The 19,188-nt window shown below is 66.4% G+C and carries 23 protein-coding genes; 20 read left to right on the top strand and 3 right to left on the bottom strand.

Annotated elements, in window-relative coordinates:
* The first annotated feature begins 15 nt into the window (after positions 1 to 15).
* Positions 16 to 225, top strand: coding sequence for a DUF1289 domain-containing protein (locus ACEN9H_RS30135; protein ID WP_056133890.1), 210 nt, complete (start codon positions 16 to 18; stop codon positions 223 to 225).
* A gap of 93 nt (positions 226 to 318) precedes the next feature.
* On the top strand, positions 319 to 1,278 hold the full coding sequence (locus tag ACEN9H_RS30130; RefSeq protein ID WP_056133893.1) for an NAD(P)H-dependent flavin oxidoreductase: 960 nt from the start codon (positions 319 to 321) through the stop codon (positions 1,276 to 1,278).
* A gap of 115 nt (positions 1,279 to 1,393) precedes the next feature.
* Here ACEN9H_RS30130 and ACEN9H_RS30125 read toward each other — a convergent pair whose 3' ends face one another.
* On the bottom strand, positions 1,394 to 1,975 hold the full coding sequence (locus tag ACEN9H_RS30125) for a hypoxanthine-guanine phosphoribosyltransferase (RefSeq protein ID WP_056133895.1): 582 nt from the start codon (positions 1,973 to 1,975) through the stop codon (positions 1,394 to 1,396).
* A gap of 158 nt (positions 1,976 to 2,133) precedes the next feature.
* On the opposite strand from ACEN9H_RS30125, the gene ACEN9H_RS30120 reads away from it, so the two are divergent.
* The 8 genes from ACEN9H_RS30120 to ACEN9H_RS30085 all read left to right on the top strand — a co-directional run bounded on the left by ACEN9H_RS30120 (position 2,134) and on the right by ACEN9H_RS30085 (position 8,165).
* Positions 2,134 to 3,951 (top strand): aminopeptidase P family protein, encoded by a 1,818-nt coding sequence (locus ACEN9H_RS30120; RefSeq protein ID WP_413673114.1) that lies wholly within the window; start codon positions 2,134 to 2,136, stop codon positions 3,949 to 3,951.
* A gap of 1 nt (position 3,952) precedes the next feature.
* Positions 3,953 to 4,213 carry a hypothetical protein gene (locus ACEN9H_RS30115; protein ID WP_413673113.1) on the top strand — a complete coding sequence of 87 codons (261 nt, stop codon included), beginning with the start codon at positions 3,953 to 3,955 and terminating at the stop codon, positions 4,211 to 4,213.
* On the top strand, positions 4,210 to 4,983 hold the full coding sequence (locus ACEN9H_RS30110) for an MgtC/SapB family protein (RefSeq protein ID WP_371764119.1): 774 nt from the start codon (positions 4,210 to 4,212) through the stop codon (positions 4,981 to 4,983). Before ACEN9H_RS30115 ends, ACEN9H_RS30110 begins: the two co-directional genes overlap by 4 nt.
* A gap of 15 nt (positions 4,984 to 4,998) precedes the next feature.
* The gene (locus tag ACEN9H_RS30105; protein WP_413673112.1) at positions 4,999 to 5,577 is read left to right on the top strand and encodes a DUF924 family protein; all 579 of its coding nucleotides are present in this window, start codon (positions 4,999 to 5,001) and stop codon (positions 5,575 to 5,577) included.
* A 36-nt stretch (positions 5,578 to 5,613) separates the two neighbouring features.
* Positions 5,614 to 6,444, top strand: a complete 831-nt coding sequence (locus ACEN9H_RS30100) for a Rossmann-like and DUF2520 domain-containing protein (RefSeq protein ID WP_413673111.1) — start codon at positions 5,614 to 5,616, stop codon at positions 6,442 to 6,444.
* Between the two features lie 150 nt (positions 6,445 to 6,594).
* Positions 6,595 to 7,212, top strand: a complete 618-nt coding sequence (locus tag ACEN9H_RS30095) for a PEP-CTERM sorting domain-containing protein (protein WP_413673110.1) — start codon at positions 6,595 to 6,597, stop codon at positions 7,210 to 7,212.
* An 89-nt stretch (positions 7,213 to 7,301) separates the two neighbouring features.
* Positions 7,302 to 7,679, top strand: coding sequence for an MAPEG family protein (locus ACEN9H_RS30090; RefSeq protein WP_413673109.1), 378 nt, complete (start codon positions 7,302 to 7,304; stop codon positions 7,677 to 7,679).
* A gap of 123 nt (positions 7,680 to 7,802) precedes the next feature.
* Positions 7,803 to 8,165, top strand: a complete 363-nt coding sequence (locus ACEN9H_RS30085; RefSeq protein WP_371764124.1) for a hypothetical protein — start codon at positions 7,803 to 7,805, stop codon at positions 8,163 to 8,165.
* On the opposite strand, the gene ACEN9H_RS30080 is transcribed toward ACEN9H_RS30085, so the two are convergent.
* Positions 8,166 to 8,744 (bottom strand): molybdopterin-dependent oxidoreductase, encoded by a 579-nt coding sequence (locus tag ACEN9H_RS30080; RefSeq protein WP_413673108.1) that lies wholly within the window; start codon positions 8,742 to 8,744, stop codon positions 8,166 to 8,168.
* Between the two features lie 71 nt (positions 8,745 to 8,815).
* On the opposite strand from ACEN9H_RS30080, the gene ACEN9H_RS30075 reads away from it, so the two are divergent.
* Together ACEN9H_RS30075 and ACEN9H_RS30070 are read left to right on the top strand one after the other, a co-directional pair.
* Positions 8,816 to 9,391, top strand: a complete 576-nt coding sequence (locus tag ACEN9H_RS30075; RefSeq protein WP_413673107.1) for an alpha-ketoglutarate-dependent dioxygenase AlkB family protein — start codon at positions 8,816 to 8,818, stop codon at positions 9,389 to 9,391.
* A 183-nt stretch (positions 9,392 to 9,574) separates the two neighbouring features.
* The gene (locus ACEN9H_RS30070; RefSeq protein WP_056133924.1) at positions 9,575 to 10,150 is read left to right on the top strand and encodes a porin family protein; all 576 of its coding nucleotides are present in this window, start codon (positions 9,575 to 9,577) and stop codon (positions 10,148 to 10,150) included.
* A 219-nt stretch (positions 10,151 to 10,369) separates the two neighbouring features.
* Here the strand turns inward: ACEN9H_RS30070 and ACEN9H_RS30065 are convergent, their stop codons facing one another.
* Positions 10,370 to 10,933 (bottom strand): REP-associated tyrosine transposase, encoded by a 564-nt coding sequence (locus ACEN9H_RS30065; protein ID WP_056133926.1) that lies wholly within the window; start codon positions 10,931 to 10,933, stop codon positions 10,370 to 10,372.
* Between the two features lie 273 nt (positions 10,934 to 11,206).
* Between ACEN9H_RS30065 and mrtJ the strand changes: the two genes are divergently transcribed.
* From mrtJ to trxB, 8 genes are read left to right on the top strand one after another with little or no spacing between them, the layout of a single operon-like run.
* Positions 11,207 to 11,557, top strand: coding sequence for a JDVT-CTERM system glutamic-type intramembrane protease MrtJ (gene mrtJ, locus ACEN9H_RS30060; RefSeq protein ID WP_056133929.1), 351 nt, complete (start codon positions 11,207 to 11,209; stop codon positions 11,555 to 11,557).
* Positions 11,558 to 11,575: 18 nt separating this feature from the next.
* Positions 11,576 to 13,681, top strand: a complete 2,106-nt coding sequence (locus ACEN9H_RS30055; RefSeq protein WP_413673106.1) for a choice-of-anchor D domain-containing protein — start codon at positions 11,576 to 11,578, stop codon at positions 13,679 to 13,681.
* Positions 13,678 to 14,190 carry a TlpA family protein disulfide reductase gene (locus tag ACEN9H_RS30050; RefSeq protein ID WP_056133934.1) on the top strand — a complete coding sequence of 171 codons (513 nt, stop codon included), beginning with the start codon at positions 13,678 to 13,680 and terminating at the stop codon, positions 14,188 to 14,190. The genes ACEN9H_RS30055 and ACEN9H_RS30050 overlap by 4 nt, the downstream gene beginning before the upstream one ends.
* On the top strand, positions 14,187 to 14,405 hold the full coding sequence (locus ACEN9H_RS30045; protein WP_056133937.1) for a DUF4266 domain-containing protein: 219 nt from the start codon (positions 14,187 to 14,189) through the stop codon (positions 14,403 to 14,405). The genes ACEN9H_RS30050 and ACEN9H_RS30045 overlap by 4 nt, the downstream gene beginning before the upstream one ends.
* Before the next feature lie 9 nt (positions 14,406 to 14,414).
* Entirely contained in the window at positions 14,415 to 15,560 is a 1,146-nt protein-coding gene (locus ACEN9H_RS30040) for a DUF3570 domain-containing protein (RefSeq protein ID WP_413673105.1), read from the top strand.
* Positions 15,554 to 16,468, top strand: coding sequence for an FAD:protein FMN transferase (locus ACEN9H_RS30035; RefSeq protein WP_413673104.1), 915 nt, complete (start codon positions 15,554 to 15,556; stop codon positions 16,466 to 16,468). Before ACEN9H_RS30040 ends, ACEN9H_RS30035 begins: the two co-directional genes overlap by 7 nt.
* Positions 16,465 to 18,243 carry a protein-disulfide reductase DsbD gene (dsbD, locus tag ACEN9H_RS30030; RefSeq protein ID WP_413673103.1) on the top strand — a complete coding sequence of 593 codons (1,779 nt, stop codon included), beginning with the start codon at positions 16,465 to 16,467 and terminating at the stop codon, positions 18,241 to 18,243. The genes ACEN9H_RS30035 and dsbD overlap by 4 nt, the downstream gene beginning before the upstream one ends.
* Positions 18,244 to 18,247: 4 nt before the next feature.
* A complete protein-coding gene (gene trxB / locus ACEN9H_RS30025) occupies positions 18,248 to 19,186 on the top strand; it encodes a thioredoxin-disulfide reductase (RefSeq protein ID WP_413673102.1) in 939 nt (312 codons plus the stop codon).
* Positions 19,187 to 19,188: the final 2 nt, after the last annotated feature.

Here is a 19,188-nt window from a genome sequence, read left to right as displayed (position 1 = left end):
TTCACAGGCCGCGGCATGAACGAGACACGTCTTCCGCCGGAACAACAGACGCCCGTGCCGTCCCCATGCATCAATGTGTGCAAGATGTCGCCCGTGACGGGCTTGTGCGAGGGCTGCCTGCGCACCATCGACGAGATCGTCGCGTGGAGCCGCGCCGACGACGACACCAAGCGCGCCGTGTGGGCGGAGATCCGCCGGCGCGAAGAACAGATTCCATTCGATTGAGGCCGGCGCTGCAAATTTAGAGCCTTGAATCTAGCACGGTCGTGCTTTTCTAATCCATAATCGTCGGGTCCGATCAACTATCGCGAGAAATCCATGGCGCTGCCTCCCGTCCTGCAAAACCTGTCCCTCCCCGTCATCGCGTCGCCGATGTTCATCGCCAGCGGTCCCGCGCTGGTGGCCGCGCAGTGCAAGGCGGGCATCGTCGGATCCTTTCCGGCGCTGAACGCGCGTCCGGCCGAGCTGCTCGACACGTGGCTGACGGACCTCCAGCGCGAGCTGGCGGATTACCAGGAACTGCATCCGGACAGGAAAGTCGGTCCGATCGCCGTCAACCAGATCGTGCACCAGTCGAACGACCGCCTGGAACACGACGTGGCCGTGTGCGTGAAGCACCAGGTGCCGATCATTATCTCGTCGCTGCGCGCGCCGCCGAAAGAGATGCTGGACGCCGTGCACGCTTACGGCGGCATCGTCATGCACGACGTGGTCTCGATCCGCCACGCCGAAAAGGCGCTGGAGGCGGGCGTCGACGGCCTGATCCTCGTCGCGGCCGGCGCCGGCGGCCATGCGGGCGCGCTGTCGCCGTTCGCGCTGGTCGGCGAGGTGCGCAAATTCTTCGACGGCCCGATCGCGCTGTCGGGTTCCATCGCCACGGGCGACGCCATCCTCGCCGCGCAGGCGATGGGCGCCGACGTCGCCTACATCGGCTCGCGCTGGCTGGCCACGCGCGAAGCGAACGTCACCGACGCCTACCGCAGCGCGATCGTGGAATCGACGGCGGCCGACGTCGTCTACACGAATCTGTTCACGGGCGTGCACGGCAACTACCTGAAAAAATCGATCGTGGCGGCCGGGCTCGATCCGGACAACCTGCCGGTGTCGGACAAGAGCAAGATGAGCTTCGGTTCCGGCAGCGCCAAGGCGTGGCGCGATATCTGGGGCGCGGGGCAGGGCGTCGGGCTGATGGATGACGTGCCGACCGTGGCCGAGATGGTGGAGCGCCTGACGCAGCAGTATCAGGCGGCAAGGGAAAGGCTGGGCCTGAAGGCCTGATCACGTCATCCCCGCGAAAGCGGGGATCCATGCTGAAGTACCGAAGTACGCAGCTTTTTCGACTTCGGAAACTCAGTATGGGTTCCCGCTTTCGCGGGAACGACGGGGCGGGCGCTTAGCCCAGCACCTTGTCCGCATCCCGAATCACCCACAACCCCGGCAAATTGCGCCAATACCCATGCGCATCCATGCCGAAGCCGACGACGAACTGGTTCGGCACCGTCAGGCCGACGATGTCCGCCTGCACCGGTTTCACTTTACCGAGTTCCTTGTCCGCAAACACGGCCAGGATCACCTCGGCCGCGCCCATGTCCAGCAGGCGCTGCTTCACGTGGGCCAGCGTCTCGCCTTCGTCGAGGATGTCGTCGACAATGATGATCGTGCGGCCCGTGACGTCCTGGCGCGGGATGACTTTCCACACGACTTCGCCACCACGGTCCAGGTCGCCGTAACGGGTGACGTGGATGTAGTCGAATTCGAGCGGGAACGTGAGTTGCGGGAGCAGGTTGCCGGTGAACACCACCGCGCCGCCCATGACACCCAGCACCAGGGGAAATTCCCCCGTGTCGTCATTGTCGAAACGCTGGTTCAGCACCTCGGCGACGTTGCGTACGGCCGCCTGGACGGTGTCCGCGCTGACGATTTCCTCGGCATTGGCCAGCAGGGCGCGGGCGCGGGTGTAGTGAAAGTCTTGCATGATATTTCAGGGTCGGTTGCAGGATCGGATTGATCCCTGGGTGTGCGATTATCCGTCAGTTTGCGCTTGCGCGCGATTTCCGGCGGCGCGGGTCGGCGGTATGCTTCAGAGGGCGTATCATACCGGCTTGATAACCACATCGCGACAACCGAGCCACCATGCCAGCACCTGACTCCACCCGCGTGCGCGCCGAGCGCCTCGAGAAGCTGCGCGCCGCGATGGCGCGCCACCAGGTCGATGCTTTCATCGTACCGTCCGCCGATCCGCACCTGTCCGAATACCTGCCCGGCCGTTGGAAGGGCCGCGAATGGCTGTCCGGGTTCACCGGGTCCGTCGGCACGTTCATCGCCACGCAGGACTTCGCCGGCGTGTGGACGGACGGCCGCTACTACACGCAGGCCGAGAACGAACTGGCCGGCACGGACGTCCGGCTGATGAAGATCCCGTCCGGCGCGAGCCTGCTGCACATCGACTGGCTGGCCGACACCCTCGACGCAGGCCGGACGGTCGCCGTGGATGCGCGCGTGCTGGGTCTCGCCGTCGCGCGCCTGCTGGGCGATGCGCTGGCCGCCCGCGGCATTCAATTGCGCACGGACCTCGACCTGCTGGACGAGATCTGGGATGACCGCCCGAACCTGCCGCCCGAGCCGGTCTACGAACATGTGGCGCCCTTCGCCGTGCTCGATCGCGCCGATAAGCTGCATGCGACGCGCAACGCGATGGCGAAGCTGGGCGCCGAACGTCACTTCATCTCCACGCTCGACGACATCGCCTACCTGTTCAACCTGCGCGGCGCCGACGTCAGCTTCAATCCCGTGTTCCTCGCGCACGCGCTCGTGGAAGCGATGGGTGCCACGTTGTTCGTCGCCGACGGCAAGATCGATGCGAGCCTGCGCGCGCGCCTGGAACAGGATGGCGTGCGCGTGGCGCCGTACGAGGGGGCGCAGCAGGCGCTGGCGGCGCTGCCGCCCGACAGCACGCTGCTGGTCGACCCGCGCCGCATCACGGCCGGCATGCGCGCCGCGGTGCCGGCGCACGTGCGCGTGGTGGAAGCCATCAATCCGACGACCCTGGCGAAATCGCGCAAGCTCGATACCGAGATGGACCACGTGCGCGACACGATGGAACAGGACGGCGCCGCCCTGTGCGAATTTTTCGCATGGCTCGAGCAGACGCTGGCCGATACGAACCGCACGCCGCTGAACGAAGTCCACATCGACGACCGGATCACGGCGGCCCGCGCGCGCCGTCCGCACTTCGTCAGCCCCAGCTTCGGCACCATCGCCGGCTTCAATGCGAACGGCGCGATCATGCATTACCGTGCGTCCGAAGACAACTGCGCCGTGATCGAGGGCGACGGCCTGCTGCTGATCGACTCAGGCGGCCAGTACCTGGGCGGCACGACGGACATCACGCGCGTCGTCCCCGTCGGCACGCCCTCCAGCGCGCAAAAGCGCGACTTCACGCTGGTGCTGAAAGGGATGATCGCGCTGTCCGTCGCGCGCTTCCCGCGCGGGACGAAAGGGCCGATGCTGGATGCGCTGGCGCGCGCCCCGATCTGGGCCGCGGGCATCGATTACGGCCACGGCACCGGCCACGGCGTCGGCTACTTCCTCAACGTGCACGAGGGGCCGCAGGTGATCTCGCCGTCGGCGCCGCCGGAGCCGCACACGGCCATGGAACCGGGCATGATCACGTCGAACGAGCCGGGCATCTACCGCCCCGGCCAGTGGGGCATCCGCATCGAGAACCTCGTGCTCACGCGCAGCGTCGCTGACGAGGGCTTCGGGGAATTCCTCGGCTTCGAGACCTTGACCCTGTGCCCCATCGACACGCGCTGCATCGACCTGTCGCTGATGCGCGGCGACGAGGTCGCGTGGCTCAACGACTACCACCGCAGCGTGCGCGCGCGCCTGCTGCCGCACGTGACCGGCGCCGCGCGCGACTGGCTCGAACTGCGTACCAAGGAGATCTGACATGGCAGGAGCACGTTCCACCCGCGCCAGTGCCGCCGTCGACCGGCTCAAGCGGCGCACCGGCGTGACGTCGTATTCGATGGCGCGCACCGGCGACGGCCTGTTCTTCCTGTCCGAAAAGCCGGGCGCGCCGCCGCTGTGCGCGCCGCTCGAGCTCGACGAGTTCGTGGCGTTCGTCAACGGCCTCGGTCCGCAGGAGGTCAAGCGCGTCAGCAAGCACGACATCGAATTCGAAAAACAGCTGGTCAGGAAAAAGCCTTGACGGCTCCCGCATCGAACGACCTGGCCCTGACCCTGCCCGAGCTGGTCGGCGCGTACTGGTCGCAGGCCGAACTGGCCACGAACGCGCTGATCCTGCTGAACCTGGCGGGCGCGCTGCTGCTGGGCCTCATGGTCGGCTACGAGCGTTCGTACCACGGCCGCGCGGCCGGCATGCGCACGTATGGCCTCGTGTGCATGGCGTCGTGCGCGCTGACGATCGTCGCGGGCTATCCGAGCCACTGGTTCGGCGGGCACGGTTCGTCCGTGGCGCTGGTGGATCCCACGCGCGTGATCCAGGGCGTCGTGACGGGCATCGGCTTCCTCGGCGCCGGCGTCATCATGCGCTCGGGCTTCAACATCAGCGGCCTGACGACGGCGGCGTCGATCTGGTCGTCGTCCGTGATCGGCATCCTCGTGGGCCTCGGGTTCTACATGGCCGCGATGGGTCTCGCGTTCTTCTCCGCGATGATCATGATCTACCTGAACAAGGCCGTGGGCCTGCTGCCGTCGCGCCATGCGGTGGCCGTCACGCTGCACTTCAAGCCCGGCGTCTATCCGCAGGAAGAGACGCTGCGCCGCGCGGCGCTGGAGCGCGGCTACGAGATCGCCGGCGGCTCGCTCACGATCTCCAGCGAGAAGGGTTGCCAGGAGTGGCATTTCGTCGCGCTGGAATTGGCCGGCAAGCCGGGCGCGCCGCTGTCGCTGCTGGCCAGCGAACTGTGCACGTTCGAAGGCGTGGATGGCTTCCAGCTCTCGCACGCACGCAATTGATATGAAGGGATATGAATGACACCGCAGGACGTTCTCGATTTCTGGTTCGGCGCACCGGGCAGCCCTGAGGCTGGCAAACCGCGCCGCGAATGGTTCGTCAAGAAGGACGAATTCGATGCCGTCATCCGCGACCGCTTCGGCGCCGTCATCGAACAGGCGCTGGCCGGCGGGCTGCGCGAATGGGATGCGCAGGGACCGCGGGGCACCCTCGCGCGCATCCTCGTGCTCGACCAGTTCACCCGCAACGCCCACCGCAACACGCCGCTCTCGTTCGCCGGCGACGCGCTGGCGCTGGCGGCCGCGAAGGCGCTCGTCGACAGCGGCGCCGACCGCGAGCTGTCCCCGCTGCAGCGCGCCTTCGCCTACATGCCGTTCGAGCACGCCGAGGACGCGTACATGCAGGAGCGCGCCGTCGAACTGTTCGGCGTGCTGGCGGCCGAACATCCGGGCTTCGACGAGATGCTCGATTACGCGCACCGCCACCGCGGCGTGATCGCGCGCTTCGGCCGCTTCCCGCACCGTAACGAGATCCTCGGGCGCGCGTCGACGCCGGAAGAAGTCGAATTCCTGCGCCAGCCGGGCTCCCGTTTCTGAGTCCCCGTTTCTGAGTCCCGTTTCCGAGTCCCGTTCATGATGACGACCCTGAACATCGTCGGCGCCGGCCACGTGGGCCGCGCCCTCGGCCGCCTGTTTGTTGCGCGCGGCGTGTTCACCGTGCAGGACGTCAAAACGCGCGGCCATGACAGCGCGCGCGACGCCGTCGCATTCATCGGCGCCGGTACGCCGGCCGATGGCGAAGGCACCTTGCGGCCGGCCGACGTGTGGATGCTGGCCGTGGCGGACGATGCCATCGCCGGTGTCGCCGCCGCGCTGGCGCAATCCGCGCCGATGACGGGCGCCGTCGTGTTTCATTGCAGCGGCGCCAAGGCGTCCACGGCGCTGGATGCGTTGCGCCAGGCGGGGGCACTCGTCGCCAGCGTGCATCCGGTGCGCAGCTTCGCCGATCCGGCCGCGGTCGCGGCGGCGTTCGACGGCACGTTCTGCGGCGTGGAAGGCGATGCCGCCGCGCTGGCGGTCCTGCTGCCCGCCTTCGAGGCGATCGGCGCGCGGCCCGTGCGGATCGACCCCGCCGCCAAGACCGTGTATCACGCGGCCGCCGTGTTCGCGTCGAACTACCTGGTGACCGTGATGGATGCCGCGCTGCGCGCCTACGAGGCCGCCGGCATCCCGGCCGATGTGGCGCGCGAGCTGGCGCGGCCGCTCGCGACCGAAACGCTGTCGAACGTGCTGCGGCTGGGGCCGGAAGCGGCGCTGTCCGGACCCATCGCACGCGGCGATGCGGCCACGGTGGCGCGCCAGCACGCGGCCGTCGCGGCCTGGGACGGTCCGACGGGAGCGCTGTACGACGCCCTCGCCACCGCGACGTGGAGCCTGGCGCGGCGCAAGCCTCATAGTATGTGACGTCATGTCACGTATTTTGTCGATGAAATTTACAATTCGCGCTCGGGATGTTTCCCTGGTCGCGTAATGCCTTGTATTTTCAAACGAAAAAAATTCGGGCATTAATTTTGCGTCTCTTCTCGCGCTAAAACACGAGGGGAGGGTAAATCCATGTTTAACAAATTCTGGAAAGCCGGTGTAGCGAGCACGATGTTTCTGGTAAGCAGTTTGGCGGCTGCTACGCCCATCGCGTTTATCCCGCCAAACGACCCGACGGGGTACATCGGTTCGACGCATTCGAATGATGGGTGGTCCATGGGGCGCGGTATCGGCTTCAGGGTGACGACCCAGGAAACGATATCGAGCGTCGGCGTCTACGTGGACCTGGCCAATACGGAATTGCGTTGGGGTGTGTACACGATCGATTCGTTGGGCAACGACATCTCGAAGCTGGACACGCTCGCATCCGGCAGTTCGGTGGTCACCACCAACGGGCTCGCGTGGATCGACTTCAACGTTCCCGACGTCGTGATCAACGAATACTGGAATTACCTGATCGAGTTCTCGTTCGACGGTGACTCCAACCAGAATTTTTATTATTACAACCGTGACGAATCCTGGGATCAGGGGATCTACCGTTCACTGGACGGTGAAGCACTGGGACGTTTCGAAAGTTACTACAATGTGCCGGCGATCCGGGTCAATGGCGCCTACGTACCAGAGCCCGCATCGCTTGCATTGGTCGGTGCCGGTATGCTGGCGCTGGGTGTGCGCCGCCGCCGAAGCTGAAAACCTGGACCGGTGTGATTGCGCCGTTGTGCCTCATGCTGTAAAAAGCCTGTCTGCCCAAACAGATGGGCTTTTTTGTTGGAGTAAACATGGTGTTGACCGCATGGGCCACGCTGGCCGCACTGGGCGTGTATTTCTGGACCGGCGTCATGGCCGGCTGGGCCAGGAACAAGTACAACGTGCCGGCCCCGATGATGGACGGTCCGCTGCCGTTCCAGAGCGCGCAACGGGTGCAGGCGAACACCCTGGAACAACTGCCGCTGGTGCTGGCGCCGCTATGGCTGTGCGGCCACTATCTGGGCGACCGCTGGGCGGCCGCCGGGGGGCTGCTGTGGTGCGTTGGACGGATTCTGTATGCGCTGGGCTATTACCGCGATCCGGCCAAGCGCGAGATCGGCTTCATCGTCGGCATGCTGGCGTGTGGTTCACTCGTTGCGGGCAGCGTCATCGGCCTATTGTCGGCCTGAGCTGTTGCAGTAGAGCAAAATCTCGAAAACCATTCGTCGACAAAGTTCCCATACTGCAATAAGCTGTGTCTGATTTCAATTTATAGGATGACGGCGCCGCCGTCATGCGTGGAGGACGACAGCATGCTGTTCCTGAAAAGTACGAGTGTCACCAAGGCACCGGGCATTTATGAAGTCGACGTGGCAGCGAAGCCGCCGGGCAAGACGTTCGGCGTATTCATGGCCACCGATCCGGACAATCCGCCACGGGCCGTGCTGACGGCCCTGGCCGAACTCGGCTTCGAGAACACTTACCAACAGCCCTATGTCCACAAGGACAAGGGCAAAGTCCTCGACATGCATTTCCAGAAGAACGGCACCGACCTGTTCAACGGTTGGAAGACCGAAGAATGCGCGGCCAACCTGGCCGCGATCGACACCCTGTTCGGCAACGTCGGCATCAAGATCACGCCGCGCGTGATGAGCCTGGCCGAAGCCTACGCCTGATCAGGCTTTCACTTCGACGTGGTACAGCGCCCACGGGCAGGCGGCAAAGCGCTGCGGCAGCGGCAGTGCCGCCATCTCGGCCACCCGGTCGGCGTCGTACACGGCCCATAGCGGCCCAAGTCCTCCCAGCGGTATCGGATTGCCGTCGATATGCGTGGCGACGATGAAGCGCCGCGCACGCGCTTGCGCGACCGGCAGTTCCACGTTGTAGCCATCCACCGCGCGCAAGACCAGGACCGTCCTGTCGCCCACCGTTGCGCCGGTGCGCGCCAGCACGTCCGTCAGCAGCGGGCCGCGCAGCGTGTGCGGCTTGCCGTCGTACTCCAGGGTCGGGCGGATCGTCACGGGCGGCAGGGCCAGCAGGCTGGCGTAATCGAACGCCCAGGCTTTCGCGAACGTGACCTGGTGCTTGTGCATCATCTGGTCCAGCGCCGGGTCGAGCGGCCCGCGGTTGCTGTGCGCAATGTCTCCGGTGACTGTCAGCAGGGCAGGACCGCGGCCGGACGGTTGCGCCGCGTGGCCGGCGATCGGAAGGGCGCCCGCGACCGCAGCGGCGCCGAGGAATTGGCGTTTGTTCATGAGAAAATATCAAGGTCAGTGCGATCTTCTCATCATAGCAATATTGTCGAATGGATTTGTTTTCCACAAACATGGATTTGATCCCCATCCCGATCGAGGATGGCGAGTTGTCCATGCTGGCCCAACTTCCTATGCCGATCGGCAATGCCGAGATCCTGGCGCGCTTGCTTGCCGAGACACCATGGCGTGCCGACACTGTCGTCGTGTACGGCAAGCGCTATCTGCAACCCCGCCTGACGGCCTGGTATGGCGAAGCCAGCTATACCTATTCCGGCCTGACCCTGCACCCGCTGCCGCTGACGCCGCTGCTGGAAACACTGCGCGCCGCGGTCGAGCAGGCGACGGGACGGCGCTACAACAGCGTCCTGCTGAATCACTACCGCGACGGCGCGGACAGCATGGGCATGCACAGCGACGACGAGCCGGAACTGGGACCGCAGCCGGTCATCGCTTCGCTCAGCTACGGTGCCTCCCGTACGTTCACCCTGCGCCACAAGCGCACCAAACGTACCGTCAAGCTGGGCCTGACGGATGGCAGCCTGCTGTTGATGGCCGGGAACCTGCAGGCCAACTGGCAGCACGGCATCAACAAGACGGCCCAACTGGTTGGACCACGACTCAATCTAACTTTTCGTTACGTGAGCTAAATCGTTGTTATCTATGCTCAATTTTCATTAAAACACTACTGAATTTAGGGTCATTAAGTTACATTCGATTACAAGTCTTACGAGTTCAGCACGGACTTCACCAAATCGCGGTGCTATCTTGACCACATCACGATTCACGATCGAATCGCGAACCAGTCAAACAACGCAAAGGGAATCCGTAACATGAAAAAGCTCATCGTTGCACTGATCGCCACCACTGCCGCCGTCGGCGCGGCCCAAGCCCAGACCACCCAGACCCAACCGCGCGCCTACGTCGGCGTCGGCATCGCCACGGCGGACCACGTGAATTCGTCGGTCGGCGGCCTGACGAATTTCGACAGCGACGGCTACAAGGCCTCGGGCAAGATCTTCGGCGGCTATGAATTCGACCAGAACTGGGGCGTCGAAGCCGGCTACACCGACTTCCGCAACTCGGATTTCAACTACACCGCCAACGGCGTCAACGGCAGTGGCCACACCAAGGGCAACAGCTACTATGTCGCCGGCAAGTACAACTATCCGGTCAACGAGCAGTTCTCCGTGTACGGCAAGCTGGGTCTGCAGCACAGCGAGCGCAAGCTGGAAACCGCCGCGCTGAACCTGAAAAACACCGACACCGGTGCCTACGGCGCGGTCGGCGTGCAGTACAACCTGAACCAGCAGGTCGCTCTGACCGCCGAGTACGAGCGCTACGGCAAGAGCAAGGATTTCGGCGCCAAGGCCGACGTCTGGACCGTGGGCGCACGCTACAGCTTCTAAGCGTCCAGCTTCACTCCCAGGGTAGAAAGGCCTGCACATGCAGGCCTTTTTTTCGCCCGCAAAATTCGGGGTCAGAGCACATTTCCGATCAATTTCCCTCGGCGCAGCAGTTCCTTGACGCAGCCCATAGCCGCGACGTTGGATCCGCTGCCGACGACATGCAGCCGAATTGAACTTGCGGTGAAGATCGTGCACCAAAAAGTGCTCTGACCCCGAATTTTACGGACGCGCGATGTGTCCGGGCTGGCCTGCCGGCCGCATCCACGGCGGCAGCGCCAGCGGCAGCGCGGGCGGCGTGAATCCGGCCGAAATAAAACGGTGCAGCGACGACCACGGCCATTCCGCCGGATGCTGGCAAAAGCCGTGGCGCATCGGGTTGCCGTGCACGTAGTCGACGAGGCTTGCGTATTCCTCGTCGTCGCCCACGCGGTAGTCGCGATAGTGACGTTCCCAGATGGTGCCGTCGCCCGTGCCGCCATCGCCCTTGCCCTTGGCGCCGCCCGGCAGGCAGGCTTTATGCAAGGCCTTGGAAAAGGCGATCTTGACGGCGCGCCAGCGCGACGCGCAGTCGTGGTCGCCCGGCGGCAGGGTCCAGATGGCGTGCGCGTGGTTCGGCAGCACGACCCAGGCATCGACGTGGAACGGTTTGCGGATGCGCGCCTGGCGCATCGCTTCGCCGAAAGCCGAGAAATGGTCCGTAAGTAAGGTGCTGTCCCGATCCAACAAGCGCACCGTAAAGAAAAAGGTCCCGCCCGGGACCCGGTTGTCGCGGTAATGTGTCATGAACGTAGTCTGCCAAGCGGCGCAGCCATGCCGTGTCGATCTGGCGCAAACGCGCACGAGTTGAAGAGTCTCAACCACAACGATTCTACCCACGATGTCTCTTTGATGACGATCCATTTCCGCGCATTAAACCGTGTGGCGGATGTGGCAAACATGGTGTTTTGACACCGCAGCGGTCGTCATTTGTTCATCCGATGAATTTTTTTTCAAACGGACTGAACCTTTTCACAACGGCCGGTATTAACCGGACGATTTCCGCAGTAGCAACCTGATATGCCACCCATTGCCCTGCTGTCCCAGCACCTGGTCTGCACTGGCCAGCTCGTTGCGCCCGACGCCGCCGCGCTCGCGCGCCTGTTGTTGCTGGCGCCCGTGCTGGAGGAGTGGGTGGTGCGCGCCGGCTTGCAGGAGTGGCTGATCCGCCGGTCCGCGCCGGTGCCGGTGATCTTGTCGGCGGCCGCGTTCGCGCTGCTGCACGTGGGCGCCGGCTGGCACGCGGCGGCGCTCGTGCTGGCACCGGGACTGGCGCTGGCGCTGCTCTACCAGCGCAGCCGCGACTGGCGCTGGTGCGCGCTGGCGCACTGCGGGATGAATGCACTGGCCCTTGGTGGCTGTGCCCTTTGAACGAATCTGGGAGTCACTATGACCGGGCTGCAAAGAAGTGTTTATACCGTTCTCGCCGTGCTCGCGTTCGTCCCGGCCGCGCACGCGGCCGATGCACTGAACGGCAAGAACCTGTACCTGAACGGGCCGACCAGCGGCGGCACGTCCTGCGCGTCGTGCCACGGGCCGTCGCCCGCCGCCAACGTCAACGGCATCCTCGCCGCCGCCAACACCCCGAGCGTGATCACGAGTGCCTTCAGCGCCAACAAGGGCGGCATGGGCACGCTGTTCAACGGCAAATTCACGACGGCCGAAATCGCGGACCTTGCCGCCTTCATCGGCAACCCGACCGTGACCGCCGCACCGGCAGCTGCCGTCAATCCGGCCTCGCTGAGCTTTGCGGCCAGCACCATCGGCCAGTCGGCATCGCCGCTCGCCACCACCTTGTCCAACACGGGCAACGCGGCGCTGAACGTGGGCACGTTGACCCTGTCCGGCGCGGCCGCGGGTGACTACGCCGTCAGCGGCGGCACCTGCGCCAACGGCACGTCGCTGGCGGCGGGCGCCAACTGCACCGTGCAGGTCACCTTCAAACCCACCGCCTCCGGCGCACGCGGCGCATCGCTCGTCATCGCGCACAATGCGACGGGCGGCTCCAGCACCGTGGCCCTCTCCGGCACCGGCAACGTCGTCGCGCAGGCGACCGTCGCGTTGTCGGCCAATGCGATCGACTTCGGCGCCCTCGTCGCCAGCGTCGCGTCGCCCGCGAAGAGCATCACCGTCAACAATACGGGCCAGGCCGCGCTGACCTTCTCCAGTATCGCCGTCGGCGGCGCCAACGCGGGCGTGTTCACGCTGGGCGGCACGTGCGCGACTGCGACGGCCGTCCCGGCAGGCGGCAGCTGCACCGTGACCGTGACCGCGAATTCGTCGGCGAACGGCGCGTTCAGCGGCAACCTGTCGCTGGGTTCGAACGCGTCGAACGGCGTCGTGACCGTGGCATTGTCCGGCTCCGTCGCCGCGCCCGCACCGGCCGTCAAGGCTAGTCCGTCGGCCGTGGCGTTCGGCACGCAGACGATCGGGGCGCCGGCCGCGACGCAGACTGTCACCCTTGCCAACACGGGCAACGTGGCGCTCACCTTGAACGGCATCGCGGTCTCGGGCGCATCCACCGTCACCATCGCGAGCAAAACGTGCGGCACGACCCTGGACGTCGGCGCCAACTGCACCGTGACGCTGGCCTTCGCACCGGCGGCATCCGGCACGGCCGCGGCCACCCTGGCCGTCACGTCGAACGCCGCGCCGCTGCAGGTGTCGATCAGCGGTACCGGTACCACGGCCCCGGCGGCGAAACCGGCGCTGTCGGAAGCAGGACCCGTCGCCTTCGCGGATACGCAGGTCGGCAAGAGCGCCGCGACCCACACGATCACCCTGTCGAACGGCGGCACGGCCGCGCTGAAGGTCGCATCGCTCGTGCTGGATGGCGCGCAGGCGTCCGATTTCGAGTTGAAAGGCACCTGCGCGACGAACGTGTCCGTCGCCGCGTCGAGCAGCTGCACCATCGACGTCGGCTTCAAACCGACGGCCGCCGGCCAGCGCGCCGCAACCCTCGTCCTGATGACGGACGCGGGCAACCAGTTCACGGTCGAGATCAAAGGCACTGGCGTCGCCGTGCCCGTGCCGATGCTGACCGTGAACCCGCAATCCTTTGACTTCGGCGCGGCCGACGTCAACGGCACCTCGCCCACGCACCGCATCACGCTGGCCAATACCGGCGCCAACGCGGCCACCGTGACGGCCGCCACGTTCACCGGCCCGTACGCGCTGCAGGCGGATACGGGCGCCTGCGCGGCCGTGCCGTTCACCCTGCAGCCGGGCGCGAGCTGCGACCTCGTCGTGCGCTTCACGCCGGTCGGTGCGGGCGATGCCGCCGGCAGCCTCGCATTGACGGCCGACGGCGGCGGCGCGTGGAACGTCGCGCTGACCGGCAAGGGCAACGTGCAGACCGCGCAGGCGCCGCAGAACGCCGGTGGCGGCGGCTGCTCCTCGATCAAGGACGGCAACGATCCGGTGCTGGCGCTGCTGGTCGTGCTGTCGTTCGGCGTGCTGGGATGGCGTCGTTTCGGCAAGAAGGAGGTGAAATGATGGGCGCCCGGACGACGCGCGTACTGCGCATGGCGGTCGTGCTGGCCGCCGCACTGGAGGCGTCGACCGCTTCCGCACTCGACAAGGGCGCCGCGGCGCCAACGTTCGATTTGCCGGGCAAGGATGGCACGGTGCAGCTGGCCAAGTACCAGGGCAAGCTGGTGTACGTGGATTTCTGGGCCTCGTGGTGCGGCCCGTGCCGCCAGTCCTTCCCGTGGATGAACGAGATGCAGGCGAAATATGGCGCGCGCGGGCTGCAGGTCGTCGGCGTGAACCTCGACGCGAAGACGGACGACGCGCGCCGCTTCCTCGCCGAGACGCCGGCCCGATTCGCGATCGCGTTCGACCCGGCCGGCGCCACGCCGCGCGCCTACGGCATCAAGGGCATGCCGAGCAGCGTCCTGATCGGACCGGACGGCAAGGTCTTGTACGAGCACGCGGGTTTCAAGGAGGCCGACCGCGCGGAGCTCGAACAGGTGATCAAGAAGGCCCTGGGAGGTGCGCAATGAAGGCGCGCATTTTCTTCCTTTTGATCGTGCCGGCGCTGCTGGCGCAAGCCGGATGCGCCACCGTGCAGCCGTGGGAAAAAGGCAAGCTGGCCAAGCCGGAGATGACGTTCGGCGGCGACAAGCTCGAGACCCGTTACGCAGACCACATCACCACGAGCCGCGAAGCCGCATCCGGCGGCGCGGGCGTGGGCGGCGGCGGCTGCGGGTGTAACTGAGGAGCGTACATGACGACATCCAAGCAAGCTCCCCAGGACCTGGCGGCGTCGCTGCTCGCGGCCGCGCTGTTGCTGCCCGGCGTGCAGGCGCTGGCCGACGAGCCGCCGCAGGGCGGCAGCATCAGCCTGCGCTATCTCGACTACGCCGACCGCCAGAGCGGCCTCGATCGCATCCGTGCGCACTCGCCGTCGATCGCGGTGACGGCGCCGGTTGCGAGCGACTGGTCCATCGAAGGCACGCTGACGGCCGACGACGTGTCCGGCGCCTCGCCGCGCTACCACACGGCCGTTTCCGGCGCGTCGCACATGCAGGACGAGCGCAAGGCCGGCGATATCGCCGTCACGCGCTACTTCCGGCGCGGTACGCTGACGGCCGGCGCCGCGTATTCGACGGAGCACGACTACGTGTCGCGCGCGCTGTCGCTGAACGGCACCGTGTCCAGCGAGGACAACAACACGACGTGGGCGTTCGGCATCGCGGGCAGTCGCGACCGCATCGATCCGGTGAACCACGTCGTCGTCGATGAACACAAGCGCACGCTCAGCATCCTCGCGGGCGTGACGCGCGTGCTGACGCCGAACGACATCGGCCAGCTGACGCTCACGCGCACGAACGGCGACGGCTATTTCAACGATCCATATAAGTTGTTCGATAACCGGCCCCGTTCGCGCCGCCAGAACACGGCGCTGCTGCGCTGGAACCACTTCGTGGACAGCACGGGTGGCACGTCGCGCCTGTCCTACCGCTACTACAGCGACTCGTTCCGCATCCGGGCGCACACGCTGTCCGGAGAATACGTGCAGCCGCTCGGCGGCGGCTGGAGCATCGTGCCGGAACTGCGTTTGTACACGCAAAGCGCCGCCTACTTTTATTACGACCCCGTGTACGACGGCACGCTCGGCCCGCCGTTCCCGCCCGGCTTCGCGAGTGCGGAGCCGAACCGCCTGTCGTCGCCGGACCAGCGCCTGTCCGGCTTCGGCGCCGTCACGGCGGGGCTGAAGGTCCAGCGCGAGATCGGCAAGCTGTGGACGGTCGACGTCAAGGTCGAAGGCTACGAGCAGCGTGGCAACTGGCGTTTGTTCCACGACGGCAGTCCGGGCCTCGCGCCGCTGCACGCCCGCATCTTCCAGGTCGGATTGACGCGGCGATGGTAGACGCGGTGGTCCGCTTTCCGTTCGATGCGATGGCCAGCCGTTGTGAAGTGAGGCTGGCCGCGCCGGATGGGCATGCGGCGGAAGAACTGGCCCTCGCGGCCATCGCCGAAGTGCGGCGCATCGAGCGCACGTATTCGCGCTACCGCGCCGACAGCATCGTCAGCCGCATCAACGCCGCGGCCGGCCGCTACAGCGTGGAATGCGACGAGGAGACGGCGCAGCTGCTCGACTACGCCGATCACCTGTACCGCGCCAGCGGCGGCCTGTTCGACATCACGTCCGGCGTGCTGCGCCGCGCCTGGGATTTTCGTCAGCCGCGCGTGCCGCACGCCCGCGAACTGGCGCCGCTGCTGGCGCTGGTGGACTGGCCGGCCGTGCAGCGCGAGGATGGCGCCGTCTTCCTGCCGCGCACCGGCATGGAGATCGACTTCGGCGGCTTCGGCAAGGAATACGCGGCCGACCGCGCCTGCGCGCTGCTGCAGGAACGGGGCGTGCGGCACGGCTACGTGAACCTCGGCGGCGACATGCGCTTCATCGGCCCGCAACCCGACGGACGCCTGTGGAGCATCGGCATCCAGGATCCGCGCAAGGCCGATGGCACCGTCGCCAGTATCGCCGTGAGCCAGGGTGCGCTGACGACGAGCGGCGACTACGAACGGTTTTTCGACGTCGACGGCAAGCGCTATTGCCACGTATTGAACCCGCGCACCGGGATGCCCGTGTCGCATTGGCGCTCGGTGAGCGTGCTGGCGCCGCTGGCCGTCCTGGGCGGCAGCGTGTCGACCATCGCCATGCTGAAAGAGGACGACGGCCTGTCCTTCCTCGCCGCCAGCGGGCTCGCGTACTTCGCCATCGACGGCACGGGACAAGCGCATCACCACAGCATTTCAGGAGATTACGCATCATGAAGCAGATTTTTCGATGGATGGCCGCGCTGGTCCTGCTGGCCAGTACGCTGGGCCGGTCGGCGCTTGCCGCCGACGACTTCCTGCCGCCCGAACAGGCGTTCAAGCCGAGCGCGGAACTGCGCGCGGGCGGCATCGTTCATGTCACCTGGGCCATCGCGCCCGGCTACCACCTGTATCGCGACCGGCTCGTGTTCACGGCGCCGCAGGTCGGCCAGCCCACGTTGCCGGACGGCGTGCGCAAGTTCGACAGCAATTTCAACAAGGAGATGGAGACGTATGCGGGGCAGCTCGCGGCCGACCTGCCGGTGAAAGCCGACGCGAAGTCACCGTTCGTGCTGCGCGTGGGCTACCAGGGCTGCGCGGATGCGGGCCTGTGCTATCCCCCCGCCGAAGTCGCGTTCGCGGTGGACCCGGCGGCGCCGGGTGCATTGAAGCCTGCCGCAGCCGACGCCGTGATCGCTCCGCCGCCCGCGCACGAAGACGACAGCTCGCTCGCCCAGCGCACGCTGCAATCGGGCAGCGCCTGGCGCATCGGCCTCGCGTTCCTCGCGTTCGGCCTGCTGCTGTCGTTCACGCCATGCGTGCTGCCGATGGTGCCGATCCTGTCGTCGATCATCGTCGGCGAGGGCAACGTCTCGCGCAGTAAAGGTTTTATCCTCGCGCTGGCGTACAGTCTGGGCATGGCGCTCGTCTACACGGCGCTCGGCGTCGCGGCGGGCCTGGCCGGTGAAGGCCTCGCCGGCGCGCTGCAGAAGCCGTGGGTGCTGCTGACGTTCGGCGCGCTGCTCGTGCTGCTGGCGCTGTCGATGTTCGACGTCTACCAGCTGCAGCTTCCCAGCAGCCTGCAAAGCCGCTTGAGCACGACGAGCGGCAGCATGAGCGGCGGGCGCTTCGCCGGCGTGTTCGTGATGGGCGCCTTGTCCGCATTGATCGTGGGGCCGTGCGTGGCCGGTCCGCTGGCGGGTGCGCTGCTGTACATCAGCCAGACGAAAAACGTGTGGACGGGCGGCTGGGCGCTGTTCTCGATGGCGGCCGGGATGAGCGTGCCGCTGCTGCTGACGGGCGTCTCGGCGGGCAGCCTGTTGCCGCGCGCCGGCGCGTGGATGAACCACGTCAAGCGCGTGTTCGGCCTGCTGCTGCTCGCGGTCGCGATCTGGATGGTGACGCCGGTGTTCCCGGTCACCGTCGCGATGCTGCTGTGGGGCGCGTTCGCCGTGCTGTGCGCCGTGTTCCTGCGCGTGTTCGAACCCATCGCCGCCGGTGCGGGACTGGGCCGCTATGCCGGCAAGACGCTGGGCCTCGTGCTGTTGACGGGCGGTTTGTTCGAACTGGTGGGCGCCGCCAGCGCCGGCCAGGACGTGCTGCAGCCGCTGGCGCATTTGCGCGGCGCGCAGGTCGCCGCCGCGGCGGAGGGCAAGGAACAGAAGTTCGAGCGCATCCGCACGCTGGCCGAACTGGATCAGGTGCTCGCGTCGTCCCCCACGCCCGTGATGCTTGATTTTTATGCCGACTGGTGCGTGTCGTGCAAGGAGATGGAGCGTTTTACGTTCTCCGAACCGAAGGTGGAAGCGCGGATGAAGCAGGTGCGCCTGCTGCAGGTCGACGTCACCGCCAACAACGATGAAGACCGCGCGCTGATGAAGAAATTCGGCCTGTTCGGGCCACCCGGCATCATCCTTTTCAAGCAGGGAAAGGAAGTGCCGGAGGGTCGCGTCATCGGGTTCATGCCGCCCGAACGGTTCGCCGAACACCTGTCCCGCCACTTCGCCTCCTGACATCATGAAAAAACATGCCAAGGTCCTGATCCTGGGTTCCGGCCCGGCAGGCTATTCCGCCGCCGTGTACGCGGCGCGCGCCAACCTGAACCCGCTGCTCGTCACCGGCGTCGCGCAGGGCGGACAACTGATGACGACGACCGACGTCGAAAACTGGCCCGCCGACCCGGACGGCGTGCAGGGCCCCGATCTGATGCGCCGCTTCGAATTGCACGCGCGGCGCTTCGAGACGCAGATCGTCTTCGACCACATCCACACGGCGCACTTGCACGAGCGGCCGCTGCGCCTGTCCGGCGACCAGGGCGACTACACGTGCGATGCGCTGATCATCGCGACGGGCGCATCCGCGCGCTACCTGGGCCTGCCGTCGGAGCAGGCCTTCATGGGCCGCGGCGTCTCGGCCTGCGCCACGTGCGACGGCTTCTTTTATCGTGGGAAGGAAGTTGCCGTGATCGGCGGCGGCAACACGGCCGTGGATGAGGCGCTGTATTTGTCGAACATCGCGTCCAGGGTGACGGTGGTGCACCGCCGCGACCACCTGCGCGCGGAAGCGATTCTTGTCGAGCGCCTGCTGGCGCGCGTGGAAGAGGGCAAGGTGGACGTCCTGTGGAACCACACGCTGGACGAGGTGCTGGGCGACGCGGCCGGCGTGCACACGCTGCGCCTGCGCGGCGAGCGTGGCGGCATCCGCGTGCTGCCCGTGCACGGCGTGTTCGTGGCGATCGGCCACCAGCCGAATACGGGCCTCTTCGCGGGTCAGCTGGAGATGGAGAACGGGTACATCGTGACGCGCGCGGGACGCAACGGCCTGGCGACCGCCACGAGCGTGCCCGGCGTGTTCGCGGCCGGCGACGTGCAGGACCACATCTACCGGCAGGCGATCACCAGCGCCGCCAGCGGGTGCATGGCGGCGCTGGATGCCCAGCGCTATCTGGAGGAATGACG

It is taken from the genome of Massilia cellulosiltytica, assembly GCF_047325105.1.
GTDB lineage: Bacteria > Pseudomonadota > Gammaproteobacteria > Burkholderiales > Burkholderiaceae_D > Telluria > Telluria orientalis.
The sequence above is the reverse complement of the archived record's forward strand: the minus strand, read 5'-3'. Positions and strand labels throughout refer to the sequence as shown.